Source organism: Vibrio satsumensis, from assembly GCF_050337435.1.
Taxonomy (GTDB): domain Bacteria; phylum Pseudomonadota; class Gammaproteobacteria; order Enterobacterales; family Vibrionaceae; genus Vibrio; species Vibrio satsumensis.
Genome location: NZ_JAKJSX010000014.1, coordinates 1 through 24,543 on the forward strand (window position 1 = coordinate 1; position 24,543 = coordinate 24,543).

At 44.6% G+C, this 24,543-nt stretch carries 21 protein-coding genes and 5 tRNA genes; 23 read left to right on the forward strand and 3 right to left on the reverse strand.

Features of this window, described 5'->3' with window-relative positions:
- The first annotated feature begins 18 nt into the window (after positions 1 to 18).
- The 6 genes from L4C44_RS17905 (at position 19) to L4C44_RS17930 (ending at position 1,873) form a co-directional block, all read left to right on the forward strand.
- Positions 19 to 103: transfer RNA gene (locus L4C44_RS17905), tRNA-Leu, on the forward strand.
- Between the two features lie 30 nt (positions 104 to 133).
- Positions 134 to 208: transfer RNA gene (locus L4C44_RS17910), tRNA-Gln, on the forward strand.
- Positions 209 to 302: 94 nt separating this feature from the next.
- Positions 303 to 387, forward strand: a tRNA-Leu gene (locus tag L4C44_RS17915).
- A 50-nt stretch (positions 388 to 437) separates the two neighbouring features.
- A tRNA-Met gene (locus L4C44_RS17920) sits at positions 438 to 514 on the forward strand.
- A gap of 70 nt (positions 515 to 584) precedes the next feature.
- A tRNA-Leu gene (locus tag L4C44_RS17925) sits at positions 585 to 669 on the forward strand.
- A gap of 157 nt (positions 670 to 826) precedes the next feature.
- Positions 827 to 1,873: a lactonase family protein gene (locus L4C44_RS17930; protein ID WP_428805506.1), complete on the forward strand. Its 1,047-nt coding sequence runs from the start codon at positions 827 to 829 to the stop codon at positions 1,871 to 1,873.
- Positions 1,874 to 1,942: 69 nt separating this feature from the next.
- On the opposite strand, the gene L4C44_RS17935 is transcribed toward L4C44_RS17930, so the two are convergent.
- Positions 1,943 to 3,118, reverse strand: coding sequence for a 2-octaprenyl-3-methyl-6-methoxy-1,4-benzoquinol hydroxylase (locus tag L4C44_RS17935; protein WP_146491398.1), 1,176 nt, complete (start codon positions 3,116 to 3,118; stop codon positions 1,943 to 1,945).
- A gap of 308 nt (positions 3,119 to 3,426) precedes the next feature.
- Here L4C44_RS17935 and miaB point away from each other — a divergent pair, with 308 nt between their 5' ends.
- From miaB to lnt, 5 genes are all read left to right on the forward strand, one after another.
- Entirely contained in the window at positions 3,427 to 4,851 is a 1,425-nt protein-coding gene (gene miaB, locus L4C44_RS17940; RefSeq protein WP_060983373.1) for a tRNA (N6-isopentenyl adenosine(37)-C2)-methylthiotransferase MiaB, read from the forward strand.
- A gap of 164 nt (positions 4,852 to 5,015) precedes the next feature.
- Positions 5,016 to 6,137 carry a PhoH family protein gene (locus tag L4C44_RS17945; protein WP_146491397.1) on the forward strand — a complete coding sequence of 374 codons (1,122 nt, stop codon included), beginning with the start codon at positions 5,016 to 5,018 and terminating at the stop codon, positions 6,135 to 6,137.
- Complete coding sequence (gene ybeY, locus L4C44_RS17950; RefSeq protein ID WP_146491396.1) at positions 6,138 to 6,599, forward strand: rRNA maturation RNase YbeY; 462 nt, start codon at positions 6,138 to 6,140, stop codon at positions 6,597 to 6,599.
- 120 nt (positions 6,600 to 6,719) lie between these two features.
- Positions 6,720 to 7,610, forward strand: coding sequence for a CNNM family magnesium/cobalt transport protein CorC (gene corC, locus L4C44_RS17955; protein ID WP_050646992.1), 891 nt, complete (start codon positions 6,720 to 6,722; stop codon positions 7,608 to 7,610).
- A gap of 32 nt (positions 7,611 to 7,642) precedes the next feature.
- Entirely contained in the window at positions 7,643 to 9,160 is a 1,518-nt protein-coding gene (gene lnt, locus L4C44_RS17960) for an apolipoprotein N-acyltransferase (RefSeq protein WP_285954347.1), read from the forward strand.
- A gap of 85 nt (positions 9,161 to 9,245) precedes the next feature.
- Here the strand turns inward: lnt and L4C44_RS17965 are convergent, their stop codons facing one another.
- Positions 9,246 to 9,716 carry a zinc ribbon-containing protein gene (locus tag L4C44_RS17965; protein WP_012603380.1) on the reverse strand — a complete coding sequence of 157 codons (471 nt, stop codon included), beginning with the start codon at positions 9,714 to 9,716 and terminating at the stop codon, positions 9,246 to 9,248.
- A gap of 263 nt (positions 9,717 to 9,979) precedes the next feature.
- On the opposite strand from L4C44_RS17965, the gene leuS reads away from it, so the two are divergent.
- The 12 genes from leuS (at position 9,980) to lipA (ending at position 22,758) form a co-directional block, all read left to right on the forward strand.
- On the forward strand, positions 9,980 to 12,556 hold the full coding sequence (gene leuS, locus L4C44_RS17970; protein WP_428805507.1) for a leucine--tRNA ligase: 2,577 nt from the start codon (positions 9,980 to 9,982) through the stop codon (positions 12,554 to 12,556).
- Between the two features lie 179 nt (positions 12,557 to 12,735).
- Positions 12,736 to 13,389, forward strand: a complete 654-nt coding sequence (locus L4C44_RS17975) for an LPS-assembly lipoprotein LptE (RefSeq protein WP_428805508.1) — start codon at positions 12,736 to 12,738, stop codon at positions 13,387 to 13,389.
- Between the two features lie 12 nt (positions 13,390 to 13,401).
- Positions 13,402 to 14,427, forward strand: coding sequence for a DNA polymerase III subunit delta (holA, locus tag L4C44_RS17980; RefSeq protein ID WP_055318895.1), 1,026 nt, complete (start codon positions 13,402 to 13,404; stop codon positions 14,425 to 14,427).
- Positions 14,428 to 14,491: 64 nt separating this feature from the next.
- Positions 14,492 to 14,809, forward strand: a complete 318-nt coding sequence (gene rsfS / locus L4C44_RS17985) for a ribosome silencing factor (RefSeq protein ID WP_004735247.1) — start codon at positions 14,492 to 14,494, stop codon at positions 14,807 to 14,809.
- Between the two features lie 3 nt (positions 14,810 to 14,812).
- On the forward strand, positions 14,813 to 15,283 hold the full coding sequence (gene rlmH, locus L4C44_RS17990) for a 23S rRNA (pseudouridine(1915)-N(3))-methyltransferase RlmH (protein ID WP_428805509.1): 471 nt from the start codon (positions 14,813 to 14,815) through the stop codon (positions 15,281 to 15,283).
- Positions 15,284 to 15,289: 6 nt separating this feature from the next.
- Complete coding sequence (gene mrdA, locus L4C44_RS17995; RefSeq protein ID WP_428805510.1) at positions 15,290 to 17,182, forward strand: penicillin-binding protein 2; 1,893 nt, start codon at positions 15,290 to 15,292, stop codon at positions 17,180 to 17,182.
- Positions 17,182 to 18,303, forward strand: coding sequence for a rod shape-determining protein RodA (gene rodA, locus L4C44_RS18000; RefSeq protein ID WP_048607962.1), 1,122 nt, complete (start codon positions 17,182 to 17,184; stop codon positions 18,301 to 18,303). Before mrdA ends, rodA begins: the two co-directional genes overlap by 1 nt.
- A 3-nt stretch (positions 18,304 to 18,306) precedes the next feature.
- Complete coding sequence (locus tag L4C44_RS18005; RefSeq protein WP_060983365.1) at positions 18,307 to 19,146, forward strand: septal ring lytic transglycosylase RlpA family protein; 840 nt, start codon at positions 18,307 to 18,309, stop codon at positions 19,144 to 19,146.
- A 93-nt stretch (positions 19,147 to 19,239) separates the two neighbouring features.
- A complete protein-coding gene (locus tag L4C44_RS18010; RefSeq protein ID WP_017067140.1) occupies positions 19,240 to 20,421 on the forward strand; it encodes a serine hydrolase in 1,182 nt (393 codons plus the stop codon).
- A 232-nt stretch (positions 20,422 to 20,653) separates the two neighbouring features.
- Complete coding sequence (gene ybeD / locus L4C44_RS18015; protein ID WP_026084358.1) at positions 20,654 to 20,932, forward strand: DUF493 family protein YbeD; 279 nt, start codon at positions 20,654 to 20,656, stop codon at positions 20,930 to 20,932.
- Positions 20,933 to 21,128: 196 nt separating this feature from the next.
- Positions 21,129 to 21,788, forward strand: coding sequence for a lipoyl(octanoyl) transferase LipB (gene lipB, locus L4C44_RS18020; RefSeq protein WP_004737632.1), 660 nt, complete (start codon positions 21,129 to 21,131; stop codon positions 21,786 to 21,788).
- 4 nt (positions 21,789 to 21,792) lie between these two features.
- Positions 21,793 to 22,758, forward strand: coding sequence for a lipoyl synthase (lipA, locus tag L4C44_RS18025; RefSeq protein ID WP_146491390.1), 966 nt, complete (start codon positions 21,793 to 21,795; stop codon positions 22,756 to 22,758).
- Positions 22,759 to 22,935: 177 nt separating this feature from the next.
- Here the strand turns inward: lipA and L4C44_RS18030 are convergent, their stop codons facing one another.
- Positions 22,936 to 24,297 carry a sodium-dependent transporter gene (locus tag L4C44_RS18030; RefSeq protein WP_428805511.1) on the reverse strand — a complete coding sequence of 454 codons (1,362 nt, stop codon included), beginning with the start codon at positions 24,295 to 24,297 and terminating at the stop codon, positions 22,936 to 22,938.
- Positions 24,298 to 24,543: the final 246 nt, after the last annotated feature.

A 24,543-nucleotide genomic window follows, 5' to 3' on the forward strand; every position in this document is an offset into this window, starting at 1 on the left:
TAACTATAAAGATTTGCTGCGGTCGTGGCGGAATTGGTAGACGCACCAGATTTAGGTTCTGGCGCCGAGAGGTGTGAGAGTTCAAGTCTCTCCGACCGCACCATTATTTAGATATCTTAAGTGATATCATTGTTGGGCTATCGCCAAGCGGTAAGGCACTGGCTTTTGATGCCAGCATTCCCTGGTTCGAATCCAGGTAGCCCAGCCACTATTTAAACTCTTTGTTTGATTACTTAAGTAGTTAACYAAGAGMACAACGTTACATCGAATCACCAATGTCGATTTAACTATAAAGATTTGCTGCGGTCGTGGCGGAATTGGTAGACGCACCAGATTTAGGTTCTGGCGCCGAGAGGTGTGAGAGTTCAAGTCTCTCCGACCGCACCATTATTTCTCTTTCATTAGAGAACAAATAGTGAATCTATTAGATTTATTATGGCTACTTAGCTCAGTTGGTTAGAGCACATCACTCATAATGATGGGGTCGCAGGTTCAAATCCCGCAGTAGCCACCACTTTTTCTTTGAAACAAGAAGACAACGTTATTTCGAACCACCAATGTCGATATAACTATAAAGATTTGCTGCGGTCGTGGCGGAATTGGTAGACGCACCAGATTTAGGTTCTGGCGCCGAGAGGTGTGAGAGTTCAAGTCTCTCCGACCGCACCATCATTGAATGAAACCCAGCTTTTTAGCTGGGTTTTGTTTTATCTGGAATATGCAAATCTGATAACCCCGTCACCAAGTATTTCTCCCTATCTAATCACTTCATGACTTTTTTATAAGACAATGTCTGCTCCATTTTCTAATTGAGTATGACTACCCTATGAAAAACCTCACTTTAACGATCGGTTGCTACACGGATACGCCAAGTAAAAGCCAAGGCGTATATCAGGCTCAATTAGACTTGGAAAACGGAAAGCTATTACCTTTAGATCTCGTTGCAGAGTGCACTAACCCGTCTTTTGTCGTAGCAACCGAGCTTGGTATCTATACCGCGTCTGAAGTTGATCAGCCAAAACAGCCACAGTTAATTCATATACCTAGCCCTAACTCAAAGGCGGTTAAGAACTCCGGCACTATCGCTGGTGCTCACCCTTGCCACATCGCAATTGATCCTAGCCACAAATTTGCTATTACGTCTCAATACTCATCCGGCTCATTCGATATTTTTAGTTTAAGTATTAATGGCAATATCGATAAGCGACTCAAAACGATTGCTATGGTGGGTTCAGGGACTAACAAAGAACGCCAAACAGCTCCACATGCTCATCAATGTCTGTTCTTACAAAATTCACCACAATTTGTCACCGTCGACCTTGGTGCTGATCGAATCAACTTCTATTGCTTTGATGAAGAGCAAGAAGAGTTTCTAGACGAACCTATGCAATCTATTAAAGTTCCTGCGGGCAATGGACCTCGTCACCTCGTCTTCAATAAAGATGAAGACAAAGCCTATGTGATCTGTGAGCTCTCTGAAACGATACTGATGATGGAAAAAACTCTTGGGAACTGGAGTATTGTCGAAGAGATTGACGCGCTCCCAAATGTGGAAAAAGGAGAGGCTACAGCTGCAATAAAGCTATCGCCGGATGAGCAATTCCTCTATGTATCATGTCGACACCAATCGATGATCAGTTGCTTCAGAATCGAGCCTACAACGAAAATGCCTATTTTTATTGATAGCTATAATACTGAAGGCAGCTTCCCTCGTGATTTTCATATTACTGACTGCGGACGATGGCTTATCGCAGCAAACCAACACTCCAACAACATCACCTCATTCAAGCGAGATAATGAGGATGGGTCTTTGGTTTATACAGGATACTCTTTAGAGATCGACGCACCAGTTTGCGTTACACAGCAGCTATAACATTCAACACCATACAAAAAAGGAGAGCATCTGCTCTCCTTCTCTATATAGATAACCTGAACTAATAAATTAAAGACCTAAGGCGTATTTCAATACTTGAGTTTTAATCGGCCCAGAGTTTTCTGCTAATTTTAGCGCAGCATTACGTACAAACTTGAGCGGACCAATGTCGTTGCTGAATGTCTTGTAGAAGAAATCCATGCCACTCTGCATCATTAGGTTGTCGCCTCTTCTCATCACTTCATAGCGTCTTGCTACAGACTGATTCAATTCACCCTTTTCTTTGGTGGAATGCAACAGTACTGATACATCTTTGAAGCCTAAGTTAACACCCTGCCCAGCCAATGGGTTAATCGTATGCGCAGAATCCCCGACTAAAATACAGTTATTCTTCGAATATGATTGAGCATGACGTCGTATCAGAGGAAAAGACCCCGAATTCAAGACTTTGATATCACCTAACTCTTTAGGAAAGTGAGTAAGTACTTCGTTACGTAGTTTTTCAGGGGTCATTGCTGACAGTTGCTTGATACGCAGTGGAGAGTCATACCAAACTAACGAGCCCTGCCCGACTTCTTGATCGTCAGAGGTTAGAGAACACAAAGGCAAAAATGAACGAGGGCCACTTGGTAGGAATTGCTGCCAAGTAATATCTTGCTGAGGCTGTTCTGTTTCTACGTTGATAAGCATACAGTGTTGTCGATAATCCCAAGCCGTAATACCAATTCCAGCTTGTTGACGAACGGCTGAATTCGCACCATCAGCACCAACCACCCACTTCGCGGATAGCTCTCCCCCTGATTGAAGCTTAACGATATTGGTTTCACCAAACTCAATCTCATCGAGCTTTTCTGGACATAACAGTTCTAAATTTTCATAAGCATCAAACTGAGACCATAAGCCCAATTGAATGAGTCGGTTTTCAACAATGTAGCCTAAACGAGGCAAATCAAGTGACTCTGCATCAAACCGAGTACGACATTCTGGGTGCTCCCACGTCTCTAAGCGCTTATAAGAACATACTCGCATCGCTTCTATGTGTTGCCATGCGCCAAGATCGTTAAGCAAATCGACCGATGCTTGAGAAATAGCGGAAACACGAATATCCATCGCTTGTGACTCATCAAAAGCTTGTGGAGCAAAACCTTCGATCACCGCAACACTCAGACCTTGCTTTGCAAAACCAATTGCTGTTGCTGCACCAACCATGCCGCCACCGACTACTACAATATCGTAACTGTTCATATTTTGTACTTATCAGTTTGATTCTTTGACTGTTTTTGATTGTACTTTTTCATAACTAACTTGTAACCAAAAACCTTATTCGAAAAAAGGGTTATCCCTTATGGCATATGGCGTTAACGATAATAAAAACCACTACATAAGAGATTTGTTCAGACTACTAGTCAGTCGGTTTTGAAACCAGTACAATACGCCGCTTGCCGCTAGAGCCTGTCATAAAATTGAATACCGAATTATGACAAACAGGGCTAGTGGATGAATAATGGGCGATTTGCTCCCTTAAATTAAACTAACGATCGAGCGAACATATAATGAGTAAGAAACTGCTAATTAAAACTTGGGGCTGTCAGATGAATGAATATGATTCATCAAAAATGGCCGACCTGCTTAACGCTGCAAATGGCTATGAGCTAACTGAAGTACCTGAGGAAGCAGACGTACTACTATTGAATACTTGTTCTATCCGTGAAAAAGCGCAAGAGAAAGTATTCCACCAGCTTGGTCGTTGGAAAACGCTGAAAGATAAAAAAGAAGGTGTGGTGATCGGTGTGGGTGGCTGTGTAGCGACTCAAGAAGGTGATCACATTCGTCAACGTGCACCATACGTAGACGTTATCTTTGGCCCACAAACATTGCACCGTTTGCCAGAGATGATTAAATCATCACTGTCTAACGAAAAGCCAGTAATGGACATCTCTTTCCCAGAAATCGAAAAGTTCGATAATCTGCCAGAGCCAAAAGCTGAAGGCGCGACAGCATTCGTTTCTATTATGGAAGGTTGTTCTAAATACTGTACTTACTGCGTTGTACCATATACGCGTGGTGAAGAAGTTAGCCGTCCGATGGATGATGTACTGTTCGAAGTTGCTCAACTTGCAGAGCAAGGCGTACGTGAAGTTAACCTACTGGGTCAGAACGTAAACGCCTACCGCGGTCCAACACACGAAGGCGATATCTGTTCATTCGCAGAACTGCTTCGTCTTGTTGCTTCTATCGATGGTATCGACCGTATTCGTTTCACAACCAGCCACCCGCTTGAGTTTGGTGACGACATCATTGACGTTTACAAAGATACACCTGAACTAGTGAGCTTCCTTCACCTGCCAGTACAAAGTGGTAGTGACCGTATTCTTACAATGATGAAGCGTCCACATACGGCGATCGAGTACAAATCTATTATCCGTAAACTGCGTAAAGCTCGTCCTGACATTCAAATCAGTTCAGACTTTATTGTTGGTTTCCCTGGTGAGTCTAAACAAGACTTCCAAGATACAATGAAGCTAATTAAAGAAGTTGATTTCGATATGAGCTTCAGCTTTGTCTTCTCTCCTCGTCCAGGTACGCCAGCAGCAGATTACCCATGTGATGTACCAGCACAAGAGAAGAAAGATCGTCTGTACGAACTGCAACAAACGGTAAACACACAAGCAATGCGTTTCTCGCGTCTAATGTTAGGCACAGAGCAACGTATCCTTGTTGAAGGCCCATCAAGAAAGAACCTAATGGAACTTCGCGGCCGTACAGAAAACAGCCGTGTTGTGAACTTCGAAGGTTCTGCAGACCTAATCGGTCAGTTCGTAGATGTGAAGATCACTGAGGTTTACACCAACTCACTACGTGGTGAGCTAGTTCGTACAGAAAAAGACATGGGGCTACGCGTTGTTATGACTCCAGCAGAAATGATGGAAAAAACAAAACGTGAAGACGAGCTAGGTGTAGCAACATTTACGCCATAGGCAATACAACTGTTTGAGCACAAAGCGCAAACACAAAGCTTGAAATTACCTAACTAAGTGACCATCTTAGAAATAGGGATATCACCATCAGAAGCCCGGTCTAAATCGGGCTTTTTGCTCTTTTTTTTTATTTAAGAGTGAGTGGCACAAAATGAGAGGCTAATTTGAGCAATAAAATCGTTACCTTAGAGATAAATCTAGAGCCAGCAGACAACAAGCGCTTGGCAAGTTTATGCGGGCCATTCGACGACAACATCAAACATCTTGAGCGTCGTCTGGGCGTTGAGGTTAATTACCGTAGCAACTTTTTTACGATTGTCGGTAAGCCTCACACGACAGCCGCAGCTTTAGACATCATCAAACACCTCTATGTTGAAACGGCTCCAGTTAAAGGCAACATAATCGATATCGAACCAGAACAAGTGCATCTGGCGATCACCGAGTCTGGCATTTTGGAGCAACACGTCGAGTCTGAAATAAACTACGGCAAAGAAGTGACCATTAAGACTAAAAAAGGCGTCATCAAACCTCGTACGCCAAACCAAGCACAATACCTAATGAACATGGTCACTCATGACATCACTTTTGGTATTGGACCAGCCGGTACAGGTAAAACATACTTAGCCGTTGCTGCAGCAGTTGATGCACTTGAGCGCCAAGAGGTTCGCCGAATCCTACTGACTCGCCCTGCTGTTGAAGCTGGTGAGAAGCTTGGTTTCCTACCGGGTGATTTAAGCCAAAAAGTAGACCCATATTTGCGTCCACTTTACGATGCACTGTTTGAGATGCTTGGCTTTGAGCGAGTCGAGAAGCTGATTGAACGTAACGTGATTGAAGTTGCACCACTGGCGTATATGCGAGGTCGTACGTTGAATGATGCGTTTATCATTCTTGATGAGAGCCAAAACACCACGGTAGAACAAATGAAGATGTTCTTAACCCGTATCGGCTTTAATTCACGTGCTGTGATCACTGGTGATATTACGCAAATCGATTTACCTCGTGGTGCAAAGTCAGGCTTACGCCATGCGACTGAAGTGCTCAGTGAAGTGGATGACATTAGTTTTAACTTCTTCATGTCTGAAGACGTCGTTCGTCACCCTGTAGTTGCTCGAATCGTCAACGCCTACGAGAAGTGGGAAGCGAAAGACCAGAAAGAACGCAAAGAGTTTGAAAAGCGTAAACGTGAAGAGCGCGAAGCCAAACTTCTTGAGGCTCAGCAGGCCGTTACGACACAATTAGCAACACAAAATAGCTCTGTAATTGCAGAGCAAGGTGATAAATAGATGTCTATTGAACTAGACCTGCAATTAGCGGTCGAAAATGAGCAAGGTCTTCCAACTGAGCAAGATATTCAGATTTGGCTGGACAAGACAATTCCTCAGTTTCAAGAGAACGCTGAGTTGACGGTTCGTATCGTTGATATACAAGAAAGCCACCAGCTCAATCATGAATATCGTGGCAAAGACAAGCCAACTAACGTGTTGTCTTTTCCATTCGAGGCTCCTCCAGGGATCGAGTTAGATCTACTTGGCGACCTCATTATCTGCCGCCAAGTTGTCGAAAAAGAAGCAGAAGAGCAAAGTAAGCCTCTGCTAGCACACTGGGCTCATATGGTTGTACATGGCAGTCTGCATCTGCTAGGTTATGATCATATCGAAGATGATGAAGCTGAAGAGATGGAGTCACTCGAGACAGAAATCATGCAATCTATGGGGTTTGAAGACCCTTATATTCTAGAAAAGTAAACTGATTCTAGTAAAGTAGGTTGCAGAGAAACAATAACTCATCGAACCTGCGATTTCCGCAGGAATCTGAGTTGTAACGTGTGCTATCACACTTCTGATAGCGTTATTTTTTGAGAAATCATGAACGAAGGTAACCCCCCCACTTCTGAGGGAAGTAAAAAATCTGAAGGTCCGAGTAGAAAGTCCTTCTTTGAACGCCTAGGCCAACTATTTCAAGGTGAAGTAAAAGATCGCCAAGAGCTCGTGGATGTAATCCGCGACTCAGAAATTAATGACCTAATTGACCATGACACGCGCGACATGCTCGAGGGTGTTATGGAAATTTCAGAGATGCGAGTACGCGATATCATGCTGCCTCGCTCTCAAATGGTTACAGTTGAACGCACCGATGATTTAGATACATTGATTGCGCTTATTACTGATGCTCAACACTCTCGCTACCCAGTGATCAGTGAAGATAAAGACCATGTTGAAGGCATTCTATTAGCAAAGGACCTACTTAAGTATTTGGGTTCAGAAAGTGCCCCATTTGATATCGAACAAGTGATTCGCCCTGTTGTGGTTGTTCCTGAAAGTAAGCGAGTAGATCGCCTGCTTAAAGAGTTCCAAGAAGAGCGCTACCACATGTCTATCGTTGTCGATGAGTTTGGCGGAGTTTCTGGCCTAGTAACCATTGAAGATATCCTCGAAGAAATCGTTGGTGAAATTGAAGACGAGTTCGACGATGAAGAAGAGCTAGATATTCGTAAGCTGAGTAAGCATACCTTCTCTGTAAAAGCTTTAACCACTATTGAAGAGTTCAACGATACGTTTAACACTACCTTTAGTGACGATGAAGTGGATACGGTAGGCGGTATGGTTATGACCGCACTCGGTCACCTGCCTGTTCGTGGCGAAATTGTAGAGATTGAAAACTACCATTTCAAAATAACATCAGCAGATAACCGCCGTGTGATTCAGCTACAGGTAACCATTCCTGACGAGCAACCTCTTCCGACTATCGAAGAATAACAACTTCTCTCTAAAGAGATGACAGAAATTAGATGACTAAGACTTTTATTCATCGCCTATTACGGCCGCTTGCGGCCGTTTTTGTTGGCGCTATAACCACCCTTTCATTCGCTCCATACTCTATATGGCCTCTTGCTATTCTCAGCCCAGCTTTGTTGCTGTTACTGATTCATAACCGCTCTCCTAAAAGTGCGCTTTGGATTGGCTACGGATGGGGTTTAGGTCAATTCACGACAGGTATCAGCTGGGTATACGTCAGCATTGATGGTTTTGGTGGTATGCCACTGGCAGCTAACCTATTTTTGATGGCATTACTTGTTGGCTACCTAGCTGTTTATTCAGGTCTATTTACTTGGAGTTTGAACAAGTTCTTCCCTGCTAATAATCTAAGCCGCTTTTTCCTCGCAGCACCTGCACTATGGTTAATCAGTGATTGGCTACGTGGATGGGTAATGACAGGGTTCCCTTGGCTTTGGTTAGGCTACAGCCAAATCGATTCGCCATTAGGGTCCTTTGCACCGATTGGCGGCGTAGAGTTAGTAACTCTAGCGATCATTGTTTCAGCATCAGCGTTTGCTTATGCTGTTATCAATAGAGCCTGGAGTATCGCTGTTATTCCTGCGGTCGTATTTAGTACTGGCTTTGGTATTCGCAACATCGATTGGGTAACGCCGAACCCTGAAAAAACCACGTCAGTCGTTTTAATACAAGGCAACGTCGATCAAGATAGCAAATGGCTACCAAGTCATCGTTGGCCAACCATGATGAAGTACACCGACCTAAGCAGAGAAAATTGGGACGCTGATATCATCATCTGGCCTGAAGCCGCTATCCCTGCGTTTGAGGTAGAGATTCCTTCTTTCCTACGTAACTTAGATAGCGCAGCGAAGATGAACAACAGCTCTATCATCACAGGCGTGCTTAATCAGTCTGAAGATAAGAAATACTACAACAGTGTTCTTTCACTTGGCGTGAACCCATATGGTGAGTACAGCTACGATCCAGACGAACGCTATCATAAACATCACTTATTGCCATTTGGTGAGTTTGTCCCGTTTGAAGATATCCTACGCCCGTTAGCACCATTCTTTAATTTGCCGATGTCATCATTCAGCCGTGGTGATTTTGTTCAACCAAACATCGTGGCAAATGGACGCCACTTAGCGCCAGCGTTGTGCTATGAGATCATCTTTAATGATCAAGTTAGACAGAATGTGACTGATGAGACTGACTTTATCCTCACACTCTCTAACGATGCGTGGTTTGGTCGTTCTATTGGGCCATTACAACATATGGAAATCGCACAAATGCGCGCTCTGGAGCTTGGTAAGCCGCTTATTCGCTCTACCAACAATGGTGTGACGGCAGTTACCGATTACAAAGGCAACATCATCAAGCAAATACCTCAGTTCGAAACGGCAGTGTTAAAAGCCGAGCTCATTTCAACGGATGGGCAAACGCCTTATCACACAGTAGGTACTTGGCCACTGTATATTTGGGCAATGCTCAGCTTGGTGATTGGTTGGCTAATAAGACAGCCAAAGAGCTAGATTCGACGAAAAGTGATTTTAGATTCGAGGGTTGACTGGTGGGTCAACCCTTTTTTATTGCCGCGGTTTGAAGTTAATTACATGTTTACGGCTTAAGTGCTTTGCGGCTAAACCCTGTAGAGCCACATTTAATGCATGGAATGATATTGGTTGGGTGGTTATATTCAGTTTGATGGCCACACTCGTCACATACCAAGGTGCCTAACCCAATGACTTCACCCGCTTGATATAAGCCCTGATGTTCAAGATCTTGGAACAGCTCAACCCATTCAACTTTCGTTCGATCGGTTATGTCTAGAAGACCTTGCCATATAGAGTCTGCAATCATCAAATAGAATGGACCGCTTTTACTCTCTTCATAGCTTTCAGAAAACTCTTTCAAGTCCGACTTCACGTAGGCTGAAATCAGCGATAATTCATCTTTGGTCATGTCGTTGGCTGCTTTCGCATACTTGCCTGACGTTTCGATTTTGTTGTTGAGCTCTTCAGGACTATGCTTCAGCGTTTCGATGACCTCTTCAACAACTTCTTCATAGAGTGCTTTTTTCTTCGGCATAACAACCTCCTTAAGATAACCAACCTTGAAGCGAGCAAACGGATGCGCCGCAATGCACTCCCGCTCACAAACAAATGCAATTCATACTCTTAAGTATAGTTGCCCTGCGAAATTCAGTGAAAATTACACAATCTACTAGGCAGCAACTGCAAGTATGAAGGGTATAACTATTGTTGTACTCAGCTCCTTTAGGTATTCTATGACGATCTGTAAGATTCTGTTCTAACCGAACTCACAAATTCCAAGATAACCGGATACCATCGATGCAAGAACAATATAACCCGCAAGAGATTGAACAAAAGGTTCAACAACACTGGGATAACAGCGAAACTTTCGTTGTAAGTGAAGACCCAAACAAAGAAAAATTCTACTGTCTTTCTATGTTCCCTTACCCAAGTGGCCGACTGCACATGGGTCACGTGCGTAACTACACCATCGGTGATGTGGTATCTCGTTTCCAACGTCTACAAGGCAAAAACGTAATGCAGCCAATTGGTTGGGATGCATTCGGCCTACCTGCAGAAAACGCAGCTGTTAAAAACAACACAGCGCCTGCGCCATGGACTTACGAAAACATTGAGTACATGAAAAACCAGCTTAAGCTTCTAGGCTTTGGTTACGACTGGAACCGTGAATTCGCAACATGTACTCCAGAGTACTACCGTTGGGAACAAGAGTTCTTCACTAAGCTTTACGAAAAAGGCCTAGTTTACAAGAAGACTTCTTCTGTGAACTGGTGTCCAAATGACCAAACTGTACTGGCAAACGAGCAAGTAGAAGACGGTTGCTGCTGGCGTTGTGATACTCCGGTAGAACAAAAGAAAATTCCTCAGTGGTTCATCAAAATCACTGAGTACGCTCAAGAGCTACTAGACGATCTAGACAACCTTGAAGGCTGGCCTGAAATGGTTAAAACCATGCAGCGCAACTGGATCGGCCGCTCTGAAGGTGTTGAGCTGTCTTTCGCTGTTAACGGCGAAGAAGCGCCACTAGAAGTGTACACAACACGTCCTGATACACTAATGGGTGTTTCTTACGTTGGTATCGCTGCAGGTCACCCTCTTGCAGAGAAAGCATCGAAGAACAACCCAGAACTTGCTGCATTCGTTGAAGAGTGTCGTAACACTAAAGTTGCTGAAGCTGAACTAGCAACGATGGAAAAGAAAGGTATGGATACTGGCCTAACGGCTATCCACCCTCTTAACGGTCGTGTTGTTCCTGTATACGTAGCAAACTTCGTACTTATGGATTACGGCACAGGTGCGGTAATGGCGGTTCCTGCTCACGATCAACGTGACTACGAGTTCGCAACTAAGTACGGCATCGATATCATCCCAGTAATCAAACCTGAAGACGGTTCTGAACTAGATGTGTCTGAAGCGGCTTACACTGAGAAAGGTGTACTGTTCGATTCTGGCGAATTCGATGGTCTTGCGTTCCAAGAAGCATTCGATGCAATTGCTGCGAAGCTTGAAGCAGAAGGCAAAGGTAAGAAAACAGTAAACTTCCGTCTACGTGACTGGGGCGTTTCTCGTCAACGTTACTGGGGTGCTCCAATTCCAATGGTAACCACTGAAGACGGTGAAGTTCACCCAGTACCAGCAGACCAACTGCCTGTTGTTCTTCCAGAAGACGTAGTTATGGATGGCGTAACGAGCCCAATCAAGGCTGACAAGTCTTGGGCTGAAACAACATTCAACGGTGAACCTGCTCTACGTGAGACTGACACGTTCGATACGTTCATGGAATCTTCTTGGTACTACGCTCGTTACTGTTCACCACAAGCAGACGACATTCTAGATCCAGAGAAAGCAAACTACTGGCTGCCAGTTGACCAATACGTTGGTGGTATCGAGCACGCTTGTATGCACCTACTTTACTCTCGTTTCTTCCATAAGCTTCTACGTGACGCTGGTTACGTAACGTCTGACGAACCGTTCAAGCAACTACTATGTCAAGGTATGGTTCTGGCTGACGCGTTCTATCACGAAAACGAAAAAGGCACTAAAGAGTGGATTGCTCCGACTGACGTAACGGTTGAACGTGACGGTAAAGGTCGCATCGAAAAAGCAGTCGACGCTCAAGGCCGCGAAGTTGAACACTCAGGCATGATCAAAATGTCTAAGTCTAAGAACAACGGTATCGACCCACAAGAGATGGTAGACAAGTACGGCGCTGATACAGTACGTCTATTCATGATGTTTGCATCACCTGCAGACATGACGCTTGAGTGGCAAGAGTCTGGCGTTGAAGGTGCTAACCGTTTCCTTAAACGTGTTTGGAAATTGGTTCACGCTCACTCTTCTAAAGGTGTAGCTGAATCTGTTGATGCTTCTGCGCTATCTGGCGACCAAAAAGCACTTCGTCGTGATATCCACAAGACTATCGCGAAAGTAACGGACGATATTGGCCGCCGCCAAACGTTCAACACAGCTATCGCTGCAATCATGGAGCTGATGAACAAGCTAGCGAAAGCACCTCAAGAGTCAGTACAAGATCGTGCCATTCTTGATGAAGCGCTAAAAGCAGTAGTTCGTATGCTTTACCCAATGACTCCACACATCTCTTACGAAATGTGGATTGCTCTTGGCGAATCAAACGTAGACTCAGCAATATGGCCAACGTTTGACGAAAAAGCACTAGTTGAAGACGAGAAGACTATCGTTGTGATGATCAACGGTAAGCTGCGTGCAAAACTAACAGTTGCTGCAGACGCAACCGAAGAGCAAGTTCGTGAGCTTGGTCTAAACGATGAGAACGCTAAGAAGTTCCTAGATGGCCTAACGATTCGTAAAGTTATCTTCGTTCCTGGTAAGCTTCTAAACATTGTTGCTAGCTAATTTCGTTAGTACAGTGCAATTGCTAAAGAATTAACGAACTTAATTCATCAAAAGCAGTCTGTAGACAGGGTAGCTAATTGCCCTGTCTACTTATTTAAGCGCTTTAGATTTGAGCCTAACAACTCAATCTAGCTAAAGCCTTTAAATAAGTATTCTACCTTCATGAGAGCCATCAAATAATGCGCCTGATTTCACTATCTTCATTGAAAGTTACTATTGTTGTTTTAACCGTCAGCCTGTTAAGTGCGTGTGGTTTCCACCTGCGTGGTGATTACTCCGTACCAGAAGAACTCAACAAGATCTCCGTAACCAGTTACGACCAATACAGTACGTTTACACGTATGATGAAAGGTCAGCTACGTATGAATGATGTAGAAATTGTGCCACCGGCTGAGAATACCCCTAACCTGCACATTATTAGTGAGAGCATTGGTGAGCGAACTCTGTCTCTGTACCAAAACACTCGTGCTGCAGAAAAAGAGCTGACATTCCGCTCTTCTTATCGTGTCACTATCCCTGAAATTGGCTCCAAGACATTCTCTACTAGCGTAACCCGTAGCTATCTAGATAACCCGCTAACAGCACTTGCGAAATCAGTTGAGCGCGACATGATCGAAGACGAAATGCGTAAGCTGGCAACAAGCCAAATTCTTCGCCAAATGGCTCGCCTTAAAGCGACTATTGCCGCTGGTAACATGAACCTAGAAGAACTAGAGCACGTTCAAGTAAAAGAACTTGAAAAGCAATACAACATCAAGAATGCTGAAATTGACGACGTTGAGATCGTACCGGCTTCAGCAGAGCAACCAACACTTAGCGAATCGGCTGAGTAATAGGTTTATTTGATGCGTATTTTTGCTGACCGCTTATCAGAGCAACTTGCTAAACAGTTGAGTAATGTTTACCTCATTTTTGGTAACGAGCCTCTACTGTTGCAAGAGAGCCGAGAAGCGATTCAAAAGGCTGCAAAACAGCAAGGCTTTGAAGAACGTCACCGCTTTGCGATTGATAGCAGTCTGGACTGGAATCAAGTCTACGACTGCACTCAAGCACTGAGCCTATTCTCTAGCCGTCAAGTCATCGAGCTGGAGCTGCCAGAGTCAGGCGTCAATGCCGCAATAGCAAAAGAGCTACTCGCAATCTCCGAGCATATCCATAACGATATTTTGTTGATCTTAGTGGGTACTAAACTAACTAAAGCTCAAGAAAACGCTAAGTGGTTTAAGGCTCTCTCGAATCAAGGACACTGGGTCAGTTGCTTAACGCCAGATGTCAGTCGATTACCTCAATTTGTCCAAGCTCGCTGCCGTCAAATAGGTTTAACGCCAGATCCTGAGGCGATTCAAATGTTGGCACAATGGCACGAAGGCAACCTTTTTGCATTGACTCAGAGCCTAGAGAAACTAGCGCTACAATACCCGGATGGAAAGCTCACTTTAGTGCGCTTAGAAGAATCGCTGAGTCGCCACAACCACTTTACGCCGTTCCACTGGAGTGACGCCTTACTGGCGGGTAAAGGGAATCGAGCGCAGCGAATTTTAAGACAATTAGAAGCTGAGGGTGTTGAGCCTGTTATTTTACTGCGTAGCGTGCAGCGAGAACTCGCCTTACTGCTGCAAATGCAACAACAAATGAAACAGATGCCGATTGGTCAGGTCTTCGAGAAACACCGCATCTGGCAATCAAAAAAGCCTCTTTATAACGCCGCGCTAACAAGAGTTTCGATTTCTCAATTACACTCTTTGTTCGCGTTGCTCACTCAAGCTGAATTGATGACAAAAACTCAATATGAGCAGTCGCCTTGGCCACTAATTCATCAGTTAAGCGTAGAGTTTTGTATCCCTTCAGCTTCAATACCATTTCACGCATAAAAGCGTGGTATATTCTAGGGTCAACAGCCCCTAAAAAGCTAAATTCAGATTAAAGGAACACCCCGTGTTACGTGAAGAACTAAAAGATTTTCTTGCAGACAAAGCCGACGACATGAAAGCAGAATCGATTGTGACTATCGATGTAGAAGGCAAATCAAGTGTTACTGATTACATGATTGTTTGTACTGGCACCTCTAAACGCCATGTTGCTTCTATTGCACAGCATGTTGCTGATGAAGTACGTAAAGCAGGCATGCAACCACTAGGCATGGACGGCCAGCAAGAAGGTGAATGGGTTGTTCTAGATATGGGCACAAGCATGCTTCACGTTATGCAAGAAGAACACCGTGAACTGTACCAACTAGAAAAACTTTGGGGCTAAGCTTTGAAGATCCAGTTAATCGCAGTTGGTACAAAAATGCCAAAGTGGGTTGAAGAAGGGTTTAAAGAATACAAACGTCGCTTCCCTCACGATATGCCGTTAGAGCTCATTGAAATTACTGCAGGAAAGCGCGGTAAAAATGCCGATATTGCACGCATTCTTCAGAAAGAAGGTGAAGCGATGCTGGCAGCGGTGCCAAAAGGCAACAGAATTGTCACGCTCGACATCCCAGGTAAAAGATGGGATACACCACAACTGGCTGAGCAACTGGAAAGCTGGAAGTTGGATGGACGTGACGTTTCTATCCTGATTGGCGGACCTGAAGGATTAGCACCTGCATGTAAAGCGGCAGCAGACCAAAGTTGGTCTCTGTCTGCGCTTACTCTCCCTCACCCATTAGTACGCGTTATCATGGCTGAAAGCTTGTATCGAGCTTGGAGCATCACTGCTAACCACCCTTATCATCGAGAATAAGCGTTAATGTTACGTAAACGTAGCCAAATCCGAGACTACAAAGCAGAAGCACGACTATTTACTAGTCGTGCTTTTGTTGCGTTTATAGGGATCATAGTCATGATGACTATGTTGGTTGTTAATCTGTATAACATTCAGGTCAACCAATATCAGGACTATAAAACTCGATCGAACGACAACCGAATTAAGGTTGTGCCTATCGCGCCCAACCGCGGTTTGATTTACGATCGCAACGGTGTACTTCTTGCCGAAAACCGCCCCGTTTTCAACCTAGAAATCACACCAGAAAAAATCAACGATATGGATGACACGCTTGTCCGTCTACAAGAGTTAATCGAGATCCCACCAGAACGCATCGAGCGTTTTAATCGTGATCGCCGTAATTCAAGACGCTTCAAGTCAGTACCGATTCTGAACCAACTCACAGAAGAACAAGTAGCGGTCTTCTCTGTAAACCAACATAAGTTCCCTGGTGTTGAGGTCACAGGCACGTTAAAACGTTTCTACCCTTATGGTGATGTGCTGACTCACGTTATTGGTTATGTATCGCGTATCAATGACCGTGATATGCAGCGCCTAGCACGAGAAGAGAAAGACGCTAATTACCAAGCGACTCGTGACATCGGTAAACTTGGCATTGAGCGCTACTACGAAGACATGTTGCACGGTACCGCTGGTTATCAAGAAGTCGAAGTAAACAGCCGCGGACGAGTGATCCGCACTCTGAAGTTTGTGCCTTCGGTTCCGGGTAAAGATATCGTGCTCAACTTGGACATCAAGCTACAGCTATACGTACATAAATTACTTGATGGTCGCCGTGGCTCAGCCATCGTTCTCGACCCTAAAGACAATGGCGTGTTAGCCATGGTGTCTAGCCCAAGCTACGACCCAAATGCATTTGTGCATGGTATCTCCTCTAAAGGTTATAACGCGCTACTTCAAGACAAAGACCGACCTTTGGTTAACCGTGCAACGCTAGGTATTTATCCACCAGCGTCGACGATCAAACCTTTCATTGCTGTTGCGGCTCTGCAAGAAGGCGTGATTACGCCCAATACAACGCGTAATGACCCAGGTTATTGGAAGATCCCTAACTCAAAAACAAGACCATTCCGTGACTGGTTGCGTTGGGGACACGGTGTCGTTGATATCGAGAAAGCGATAGAAGAGTCAGTGGATACTTTCTTTTACCAAATTGCTTATGACCTTGGTATTGATCGCATATCCAAATGGATGATGATGTTCGGATTCGGTGATTATACCGGCATCGATATTTATGAAGAAAGTAAAGCCAATATGCCAACTCGTGATTGGAAAATGGCAAGACACCGTGTGCCTTGGTACCAAGGTGACACTATCCCTGTCGGCATTGGCCAAGGCTACTGGACAGCAACACCAATGCAGATTGCAAAAGCCACATCAGTTTTAGTTAATGAAGGGGAAGTAACAGCCCCTCACCTACTGCGTTCAACCATTGACAACGGTCGCCCATTCGATGAACAAATTATGTCGGATATTGAAACTTACCCACCACTAACCGGGGTTAAGAAGAAGTATTGGGATATCGCTCAGGAAGGCATGAGACTGGCTAACCACGGTAAGAAAGGCACAGCAAGACGTTCATTCCAGAAGATGTCTTACCAAACCGCTGGTAAATCGGGTACCGCGCAGGTGTTCGGCTTAAAAGAAGATGAAGAGTACAACGCGGATGAAATCGCAGAGCACTTACGCGATCACGCCCTCTTTACGGGTTACGCGCCTTTTGAAGATCCTGAAGCCGTCGTGACTATCGTTCTAGAAAACGCAGGTGGCGGCTCTTCTAACGGCGGCCCAGTAGTAAGAAGGATTTTAGACCATATTATCCTTGCAGAAGATTATCAAAGTGAGCCAATTAAATAATGAAACTTGATCCTTCAACTGGACGAAATAGAGCCTTATTCGAAAGGCTGCATATCGACCTGCCGCTTTTACTTGGCATTCTGGTTTTAATGGGCTTTGCCCTACTGATCATGTACAGCGCAAGCGGACAAAGCCTTGCGATGATGGATCGCCAGGCGATGCGTATGGCTTTGTCTTTAGGTGTGATGATCTTCCTAGCGCAAATCTCACCTCGCACTTATGAGACCTTGGCGCCACTACTGTTTGCAGGTGGTGTCATCTTGCTATTAGGCGTATTGTTCTTTGGTGAAGCCTCTAAAGGTGCACAGCGTTGGTTAAACTTCGGCTTTGTTCGATTCCAACCCTCAGAGCTGTTAAAGCTGGCGGTACCTTTGATGCTGGCGCGATTTATCGGTAAGCGCTCACTTCCACCCACCTTCCAAACATTAGCGATCTCGCTAGTGATGGTGTTTGTACCTACGATTCTAATCGCAAAGCAACCCGACCTAGGCACATCTATCCTTATCGCCGCATCCGGTATCTTCGTGATATTCCTAGCAGGTATCAGTTGGAAAATCATTGCTAGTGCGGCAATAGCGTTGGGGGCATTTATCCCAATCTTATGGTTCTTCTTGATGCGTGAATATCAAAAAGTACGTGTAAGAACCCTTTTTGATCCTGAATCCGATCCATTAGGTGCGGGTTACCACATCATTCAAAGTAAGATTGCGATAGGTTCTGGTGGTATATCAGGAAAAGGTTGGCTGCAAGGCACTCAATCCCAACTAGAGTTCATTCCAGAGCGCCATACCGACTTCATTTTTGCGGTAATTGCCGAAGAGTGGGGCATGATTGGTATCTTGTTCTTGCTTGCCATCTACCTGTTTATTATTGGACGTGGCTTAGTGCTCGCTAGCCAAGCTCAAACAGCATTCGGCCGAATGATGGGCGGCAGCATTGTACTGAGCTTCTTCGTCTACATTTTTGTAAACATTGGCATGGTAAGTGGCATTCTACCTGTTGTAGGTGTTCCTCTTCCTCTGGTCAGTTATGGCGGTACTTCAATGGTTACCCTTATGGCTGGTTTTGGTATTTTAATGTCGATCCATACACACAGAAAAGCATTCTCAAAGGCGACCTAATCGATGTCTATTACAACGTTTCCAAAAAAAGCATCCTTAGTTGATGAGCTGCCAATCAAAAAAATAGTCTCTATCTTAGGGCTAGCGGTTTTAATCAATGGGTGTTCTTCACAAAAGCCAACAGGTCGCTACGATATTGATTCAGATATTGCACCAGACGCACCGATTTCGGTAGAGCATTTAGAAGATGCTCACCCTCAGTATGAACCTTATAGTTTAGGTGGTAATACGGATTACACTCTGCGTGGCGAAGACTACAAGATCGTAAAAAAGACCGAAGGGTTTACTGAGAAAGGCAAGGCCTCTTGGTACGGTAAGAAATTTCATGGTCACTTAACGTCTAACGGCGAGATCTACGACATGTATTCGATGTCAGCAGCTCACAAAACATTGCCAATTCCAAGCTATGTAAAAGTGACGAATACCGACAATAACAAAACCACTATTGTTCGTATCAATGACCGTGGTCCATTCCATGAAGGCCGAATCATTGACCTTAGTTATGCGGCAGCTTATAAGCTCGATGTGCTGAGAACGGGCACGGCAAATGTTGAGATTGAAGTCATTACTGTGGCTATGCCAACCGACGCAAATAAAAAGGCCGCTTTACCGCAATTTATCATTCAAGTCGCAACATCTCCGCATGAAGATAGAACCGAGAAGTTAGCTAAAGATCTAGCCGAAAAGCTAGAAGTAGCAACGTTCTTGCAGCCAAATGATGACAACTACCGTCTGATGATTGGGCCATTTCATGACTATGCTCTGACTCAAGAAAAATTAGAACAAGTTAAGCTAATGGGTTACCCGTCAGCTTATATAAAAAAACACACCCTAACTCGCTAATTAATCTAACAGTTACTTCTGGTAATCAGCGCTCTGGTGTGACAGAGTGATTCTGTTAATATATGAATAGTTCACCAAATAATTGCATTCAAAATGATTAAATCTAATAAACTTGTTAAATCGATTTTTGCTACTTCTGTTGCTCTTTCTGCAACGATAGCTACATCGTCATTCGCCGCTCCTATTGTTGTTCCTGATGCACCTCAAATCGCCGCTAAAGGTTTTGTTCTGATGGATTACCATTCAGGCAAAGTACTAGCAGAGAAAGAGATGAATACTCAACTTTCTCCAGCAAGTTTAACCAAGATGATGACGAGCTACGTAATTGGCCAAGAGCTAGAACGTGGCAACATCAACTTAAACGACGATGTTGTAATCAGTGAAAATGCTTGGGCTAAAAACTTCCCAGATTCATCTAAGATGTTCGTTGAAGTCGGTACAACGGTTAAAGTTGAAGAACTGAACCGCGGTATCATTGTTCAGTCAGGTAACGATGCTTGTGTTGCGATGGCTGAACACATCGCCGGATCTGAAGATGCATTCGTTGACCTAATGAACGCATGGGCAAGCTCTATCGGTATGAAAGACACGCACTTCGCTAACGTGCACGGTCTAGACAACCCGAACCTATACTCAACGCCTTACGATATGGCGCTACTTGGTCAGGCTCTGATTCGCGACGTACCAGACGAGTACCGTATCTACTCACAGAAGAAATTCACTTACAACGGCATCACCCAGTACAACCGTAACGGTCTGTTATGGGATAAGAGCATGAACGTTGATGGCATCAAAACGGGCCACACAAGCAATGCAGGTTACAGCCTAGTAAGCTCAGCGACCGAAGGCAAAATGCGCCTAGTTGCTGTAGTTATGGGTACCAAGAATGCTAATGCTCGTAAGACAGAAAGTAAAAAGCTGCTTAGCTACGGCTTCCGCTTCTTCGAAACAGTGGCACCACACACAGCGGGTGAAACCTTCGTAGAAGAGAAGATCTGGATGGGCAGTAAAGACACCGTTGCACTGGGTGTCGACGAAGATACTTTCGTTACGCTACCTCGTGGTCAAGCTAAGAACCTGAAGGCAAGCTTCGTTCTTGAGAAAGAGCTAGAAGCGCCAATCAGCAAAGGCGATGTGGTTGGTAAACTATTCTACCAAGTCGATGGTGAAGACGTTGCTGAATACCCACTACTAGCACTTGAGGATGTAGACCAAGGCAGCCTATTCAGCCGCCTATGGGACTACCTAGTTCTTCTGTTCAAGGGTTTATTCTAAACCAGCCAAAGGTTTGTTCTAAGTAAAACCTAAGCTTGTTGTCTAGCTAACCTAATGAGTAAGTTCATGATTTACTCATTAGTGAACCAAAAGCCGCCATGTGCGGCTTTTGTTGATCTTGAGTTCGGTGATATTTACACGTAATATTCCGCCTTATTACTCGTGTCTGTTGACCGAATACGCTTTTTATCGACATTTCGCCAATTTGCGAGAGTCTAGCCTTTTGGAGCTAATCATGAACATCAATTCTGATGCAAAACTAAAAGACCTCTTAGAGTTCCCTTGTTCATTCACTTACAAAGTAATGGGCCACGCTAAGCCAGAACTGACTGAGCTAGTGCTAGAAGTGATCCAGCGCCACGCTCCTGGTGACTACAGCCCAACGCTAAAACCGAGTGCGAAAGGTAACTACCACTCTGTTTCTATCAATATTACTGCGACTTCAATTGAACAAGTAGAAACTCTTTATAAAGAACTGGGCGAGATCGAAATCGTTCGTATGGTTCTGTAATCTCCAGTTACACATGAGAAAACAGCGGCTTATTGCCGCTGTTTTTGTTTAAAGCCCCATAAAGAACTCAAATTCACTCAACTTAATTTTCAATAAATACAAAGAAAGTTGAAAAACCTTGCAGTCCGTCTGTAGTTAGAATCATGTTTCGCGTTTATAATGCGTTCACTTTATTAATCCTTGAGGGAGTGCAGCTTTGCAAAACAAGCTAATCGTAAAAAAATTAGGCCGTCAGGATTACGAACCTGTATGGAAAGCCATGCATAAGTTCACAGACGAACGCACGGAAGAAGACGTAGACCAAGTTTGGTTGGTTGAGCACAACCCTGTCTTCACTCAAGGACAAGCAGGCAAAGCTGAGCATGTATTAAATGCCGGTGATATCCCTGTGATACAAAGCGATCGCGGTGGCCAAGTGACTTACCACGGTCCAGGCCAATTAGTTGCTTACTTTCTGATTAACATCCGCCGCAAGAAATTCGGAGTGCGTGATTTGGTTACTCATATCGAGAACCTCGTAATCAATACTCTGAAAGCTTACAATATAGATTCAGCTGCCCGACCTGACGCTCCTGGTGTTTATGTCGATGGCAAGAAAATCTGTTCACTCGGATTACGTATTCGACGTGGCTGCTCGTTCCACGGACTAGCACTCAACGTCGATATGGACCTGTCTCCATTTCTACGTATTAACCCATGTGGTTACCAAGGAATGGAAATGGCGCAGGTAAGCCAACTCGGCGGACCAAGTGAACTAGAAAACGTTGAGCAACAGTTAATACAAGAGCTCGTAGAGCTACTCGGCTATGACCAAGTAGACATTCAAGCCACCAGTAACATTACAGCAGAAGCATAAAATCATGAGCAAACCAATCCAAATGGAAAAAGGCGTTAAATATCGTGACGCTGACAAAATGGCATTAATTCCCGTAAAGAATATGCCTGCTGAACAGAAAGAAGTTCTACGTAAGCCTGAATGGATGAAGATTAAACTTCCTTCAGACAGCCATCGTATTCAAGAAATCAAATCAGCAATGCGCAAAAACAACCTGCACTCAGTTTGTGAAGAAGCGTCTTGCCCTAACCTAGCCGAGTGTTTCAACCACGGTACGGCAACGTTTATGATTCTTGGCGCTATCTGTACTCGTCGCTGCCCGTTCTGTGATGTTGCCCATGGTCGTCCTGTTGCTCCTGAAGCAGAAGAGCCGAAGAAACTGGCTAAGACGATTAAAGACATGAAACTGAAGTACGTAGTAATCACTTCAGTTGACCGTGATGACTTGCGTGACGGCGGTGCTCAGCACTTTGCTGATTGTAACCGTGAGATTCGCGAACTAAACCCACATATTCGTATCGAAACACTGGTTCCAGACTTCCGCGGTCGTATGGATGTTGCGCTTGATCTAATGAAAGACAACCCGCCAGATGTTTTCAACCACAACCTAGAGACAGCGCCACGTCTATACCGTAAAGCGCGTCCAGGTGCGAACTACAAGTGGTCTCTTGATCTACTGAAGAAATTCAAAGAGCAGCACCCTGATATTCCAACAAAATCAGGTGTGATGATGGGTCTTGGTGAGACGAAAGAAGAGATCGTTCAAGTACTGAAAGACCTTCGCGAACATGGTGTGACTATGCTGACACTAGGCCAATACCTAGCACCAAGCCGCCACCACTTACCAGTAGAACGCTACGTGCCGCCTTCTGAGTTCGATGAGCTGAAAGAGATTGCTCTAGAGCTTGGCTTCACTCACGCAGCTTGTGGTCCATTTGTACGTTCTTCTTACCATGCAGACTTACAAGCTCAAGGTATGGAAATTAAGTAAGCCATTACTTAACTCCCCTCTATTTGAAAGGCGCATCCCCTCAGGTATGCGCCTTTTTAGTATCGAAAAACTGTCACGTTACATCGCCATCATTCAGATACAACAAAGCCGCTCTATGAGAGCGGCTTTGTTAAATTAAGACGAGTGAACAATAGACAAATGGACAATAATGGCTAATTAGCCGAAAGAAGCCCAGATTACCGTTGCTACCAAGATTGGGCACACGAACTTCACATACATAGGCCAAACCTTACCAAACCAACCCAATTGGAAATCAGAGCAACCTTGCTCAAGCTCTTTCACTTTTGAAGCTCGGCTCCATACCCAGCCGCCGAACAAACAGAACATCAATGCGGCGATCGGTTGAAGGTACTGAGTTGCAATCGTCGCTACCATGCCAAACATCGCAGCAAAGTTGTAAACAATCACCACACTAAACAGCGCGATAGCGCCACCAATCACCCAGCTTGTTGGCGTGCGTCTAGTATTAAAACGCTCACTCACTAACGCCACCGGGCCCTCTAGCATTGAGATCGAAGAAGTCAGCGCGGCAATGGTTAGCAACAAGAAGAAAACAATCGCGAAGATCTGACCAAGCACACCTAAACTATCAAACATCAAAGGCAGAACTGTAAACACCAGCGTGTCAGAACTTAACAGCGATCCATCTTCGGCGTAGATTTGAACGCCTTTTTGCATCGCAACAAACATCGCAGGCATCACGACTAAGCCGGCAATAAAGGCTACAGCAGTATCAACCAAGGTTACGTTCATCGCCATTTTTGGTAGGTTCTCTTTCTTACTCAAGTAAGAGCCATAAACCAACATTGAACAGCCACCAATCGTTAGCGAGAAGAAGCCTTGCCCCATCGCCGCTAGAATCAGCTTTCTATCCCACACTTTCTCAAAGTCTGGAACTAGGTAATGTTTTAAGCCTTCCATCGCACCAGCTTGCGTCATGATGTAGACAAACAATAGGCCGAACAACACAAACAGTGCTGGCATCAAACGCGTCGACCACTTCTCGATGCCTTGCTTAACACCACCCTGTACAATCAGAATCGTCAGCACATAGAACGCGACGGTACCAAATACATTACGCTCAACGCTGAAGCCTTTAAACCAATCAGCAGCAGCCTCTAAACCAATCAGATCAGCGACGGCGCCAATTAGGAAGCAGATTAACCAACCACCAACAATACTGTAAAACGCCAATACGGCACTTGGTACACTTAAGCCAATCCAACCAACAAACTCACCGACTTTTTTACCTAAAGGGTTTGCCGTCAACGAGCGCATGCTATCAACTGGGTTTGCTTGGCCGTGACGACCGATCGCCATCTCAACCACTAGCATTGGGAAAGCAACCACAAAGATCATGATCAAATAGACCAAAAGGAAAGCACCGCCACCATTGCTGGCAACTTGAGTCGGGAACCCCCAAATATTACCTAAGCCAACCGCTGCACCAGCCGCTGCTAAAATAAAGCCTAAACGAGAGCTAAAATGCTCTCTTGAAGAGGAAGATTGTTGGTCCATATCGCCCGCATTAAAAATCAGTGAACTAGTTGGGAAGTACAGTAATAAAAAGCAATGATAGGTACAACCAATAAATGAACAATTATCTAATTTTTACAATCAATACGCTATTTAGAACCATAAAATTAACAAACGACCAGTCTTATCGTTCAATTAAAAGCAATAAAGCGAGGTGGCAGGCTTGAAAAGGAAATGGATTAAATTGAGATAAATACTCGCCGTGTGGCTACATTTGTACAAACAAAA

What these genes read in the sequence shown, in the direction of transcription:
- L4C44_RS17930 (WP_428805506.1), top strand. Translation starts at nt 827, where the DNA reads ATGAAAAACCTCACTTTAACGATCGGTTGCTACACGGATACGCCAAGT.
- L4C44_RS17935 (WP_146491398.1), bottom strand. Translation starts at nt 3,118, where the DNA reads ATGAACAGTTACGATATTGTAGTAGTCGGTGGCGGCATGGTTGGTGCA.
- miaB (WP_060983373.1), top strand. Translation starts at nt 3,427, where the DNA reads ATGAGTAAGAAACTGCTAATTAAAACTTGGGGCTGTCAGATGAATGAA.
- ybeY (WP_146491396.1), top strand. Translation starts at nt 6,138, where the DNA reads ATGTCTATTGAACTAGACCTGCAATTAGCGGTCGAAAATGAGCAAGGT.
- corC (WP_050646992.1), top strand. Translation starts at nt 6,720, where the DNA reads ATGAACGAAGGTAACCCCCCCACTTCTGAGGGAAGTAAAAAATCTGAA.
- lnt (WP_285954347.1), top strand. Translation starts at nt 7,643, where the DNA reads ATGACTAAGACTTTTATTCATCGCCTATTACGGCCGCTTGCGGCCGTT.
- L4C44_RS17965 (WP_012603380.1), bottom strand. Translation starts at nt 9,716, where the DNA reads ATGCCGAAGAAAAAAGCACTCTATGAAGAAGTTGTTGAAGAGGTCATC.
- leuS (WP_428805507.1), top strand. Translation starts at nt 9,980, where the DNA reads ATGCAAGAACAATATAACCCGCAAGAGATTGAACAAAAGGTTCAACAA.
- L4C44_RS17975 (WP_428805508.1), top strand. Translation starts at nt 12,736, where the DNA reads ATGCGCCTGATTTCACTATCTTCATTGAAAGTTACTATTGTTGTTTTA.
- holA (WP_055318895.1), top strand. Translation starts at nt 13,402, where the DNA reads ATGCGTATTTTTGCTGACCGCTTATCAGAGCAACTTGCTAAACAGTTG.
- mrdA (WP_428805510.1), top strand. Translation starts at nt 15,290, where the DNA reads ATGTTACGTAAACGTAGCCAAATCCGAGACTACAAAGCAGAAGCACGA.
- rodA (WP_048607962.1), top strand. Translation starts at nt 17,182, where the DNA reads ATGAAACTTGATCCTTCAACTGGACGAAATAGAGCCTTATTCGAAAGG.
- L4C44_RS18005 (WP_060983365.1), top strand. Translation starts at nt 18,307, where the DNA reads ATGTCTATTACAACGTTTCCAAAAAAAGCATCCTTAGTTGATGAGCTG.
- L4C44_RS18010 (WP_017067140.1), top strand. Translation starts at nt 19,240, where the DNA reads ATGATTAAATCTAATAAACTTGTTAAATCGATTTTTGCTACTTCTGTT.
- lipA (WP_146491390.1), top strand. Translation starts at nt 21,793, where the DNA reads ATGAGCAAACCAATCCAAATGGAAAAAGGCGTTAAATATCGTGACGCT.
- L4C44_RS18030 (WP_428805511.1), bottom strand. Translation starts at nt 24,297, where the DNA reads ATGGACCAACAATCTTCCTCTTCAAGAGAGCATTTTAGCTCTCGTTTA.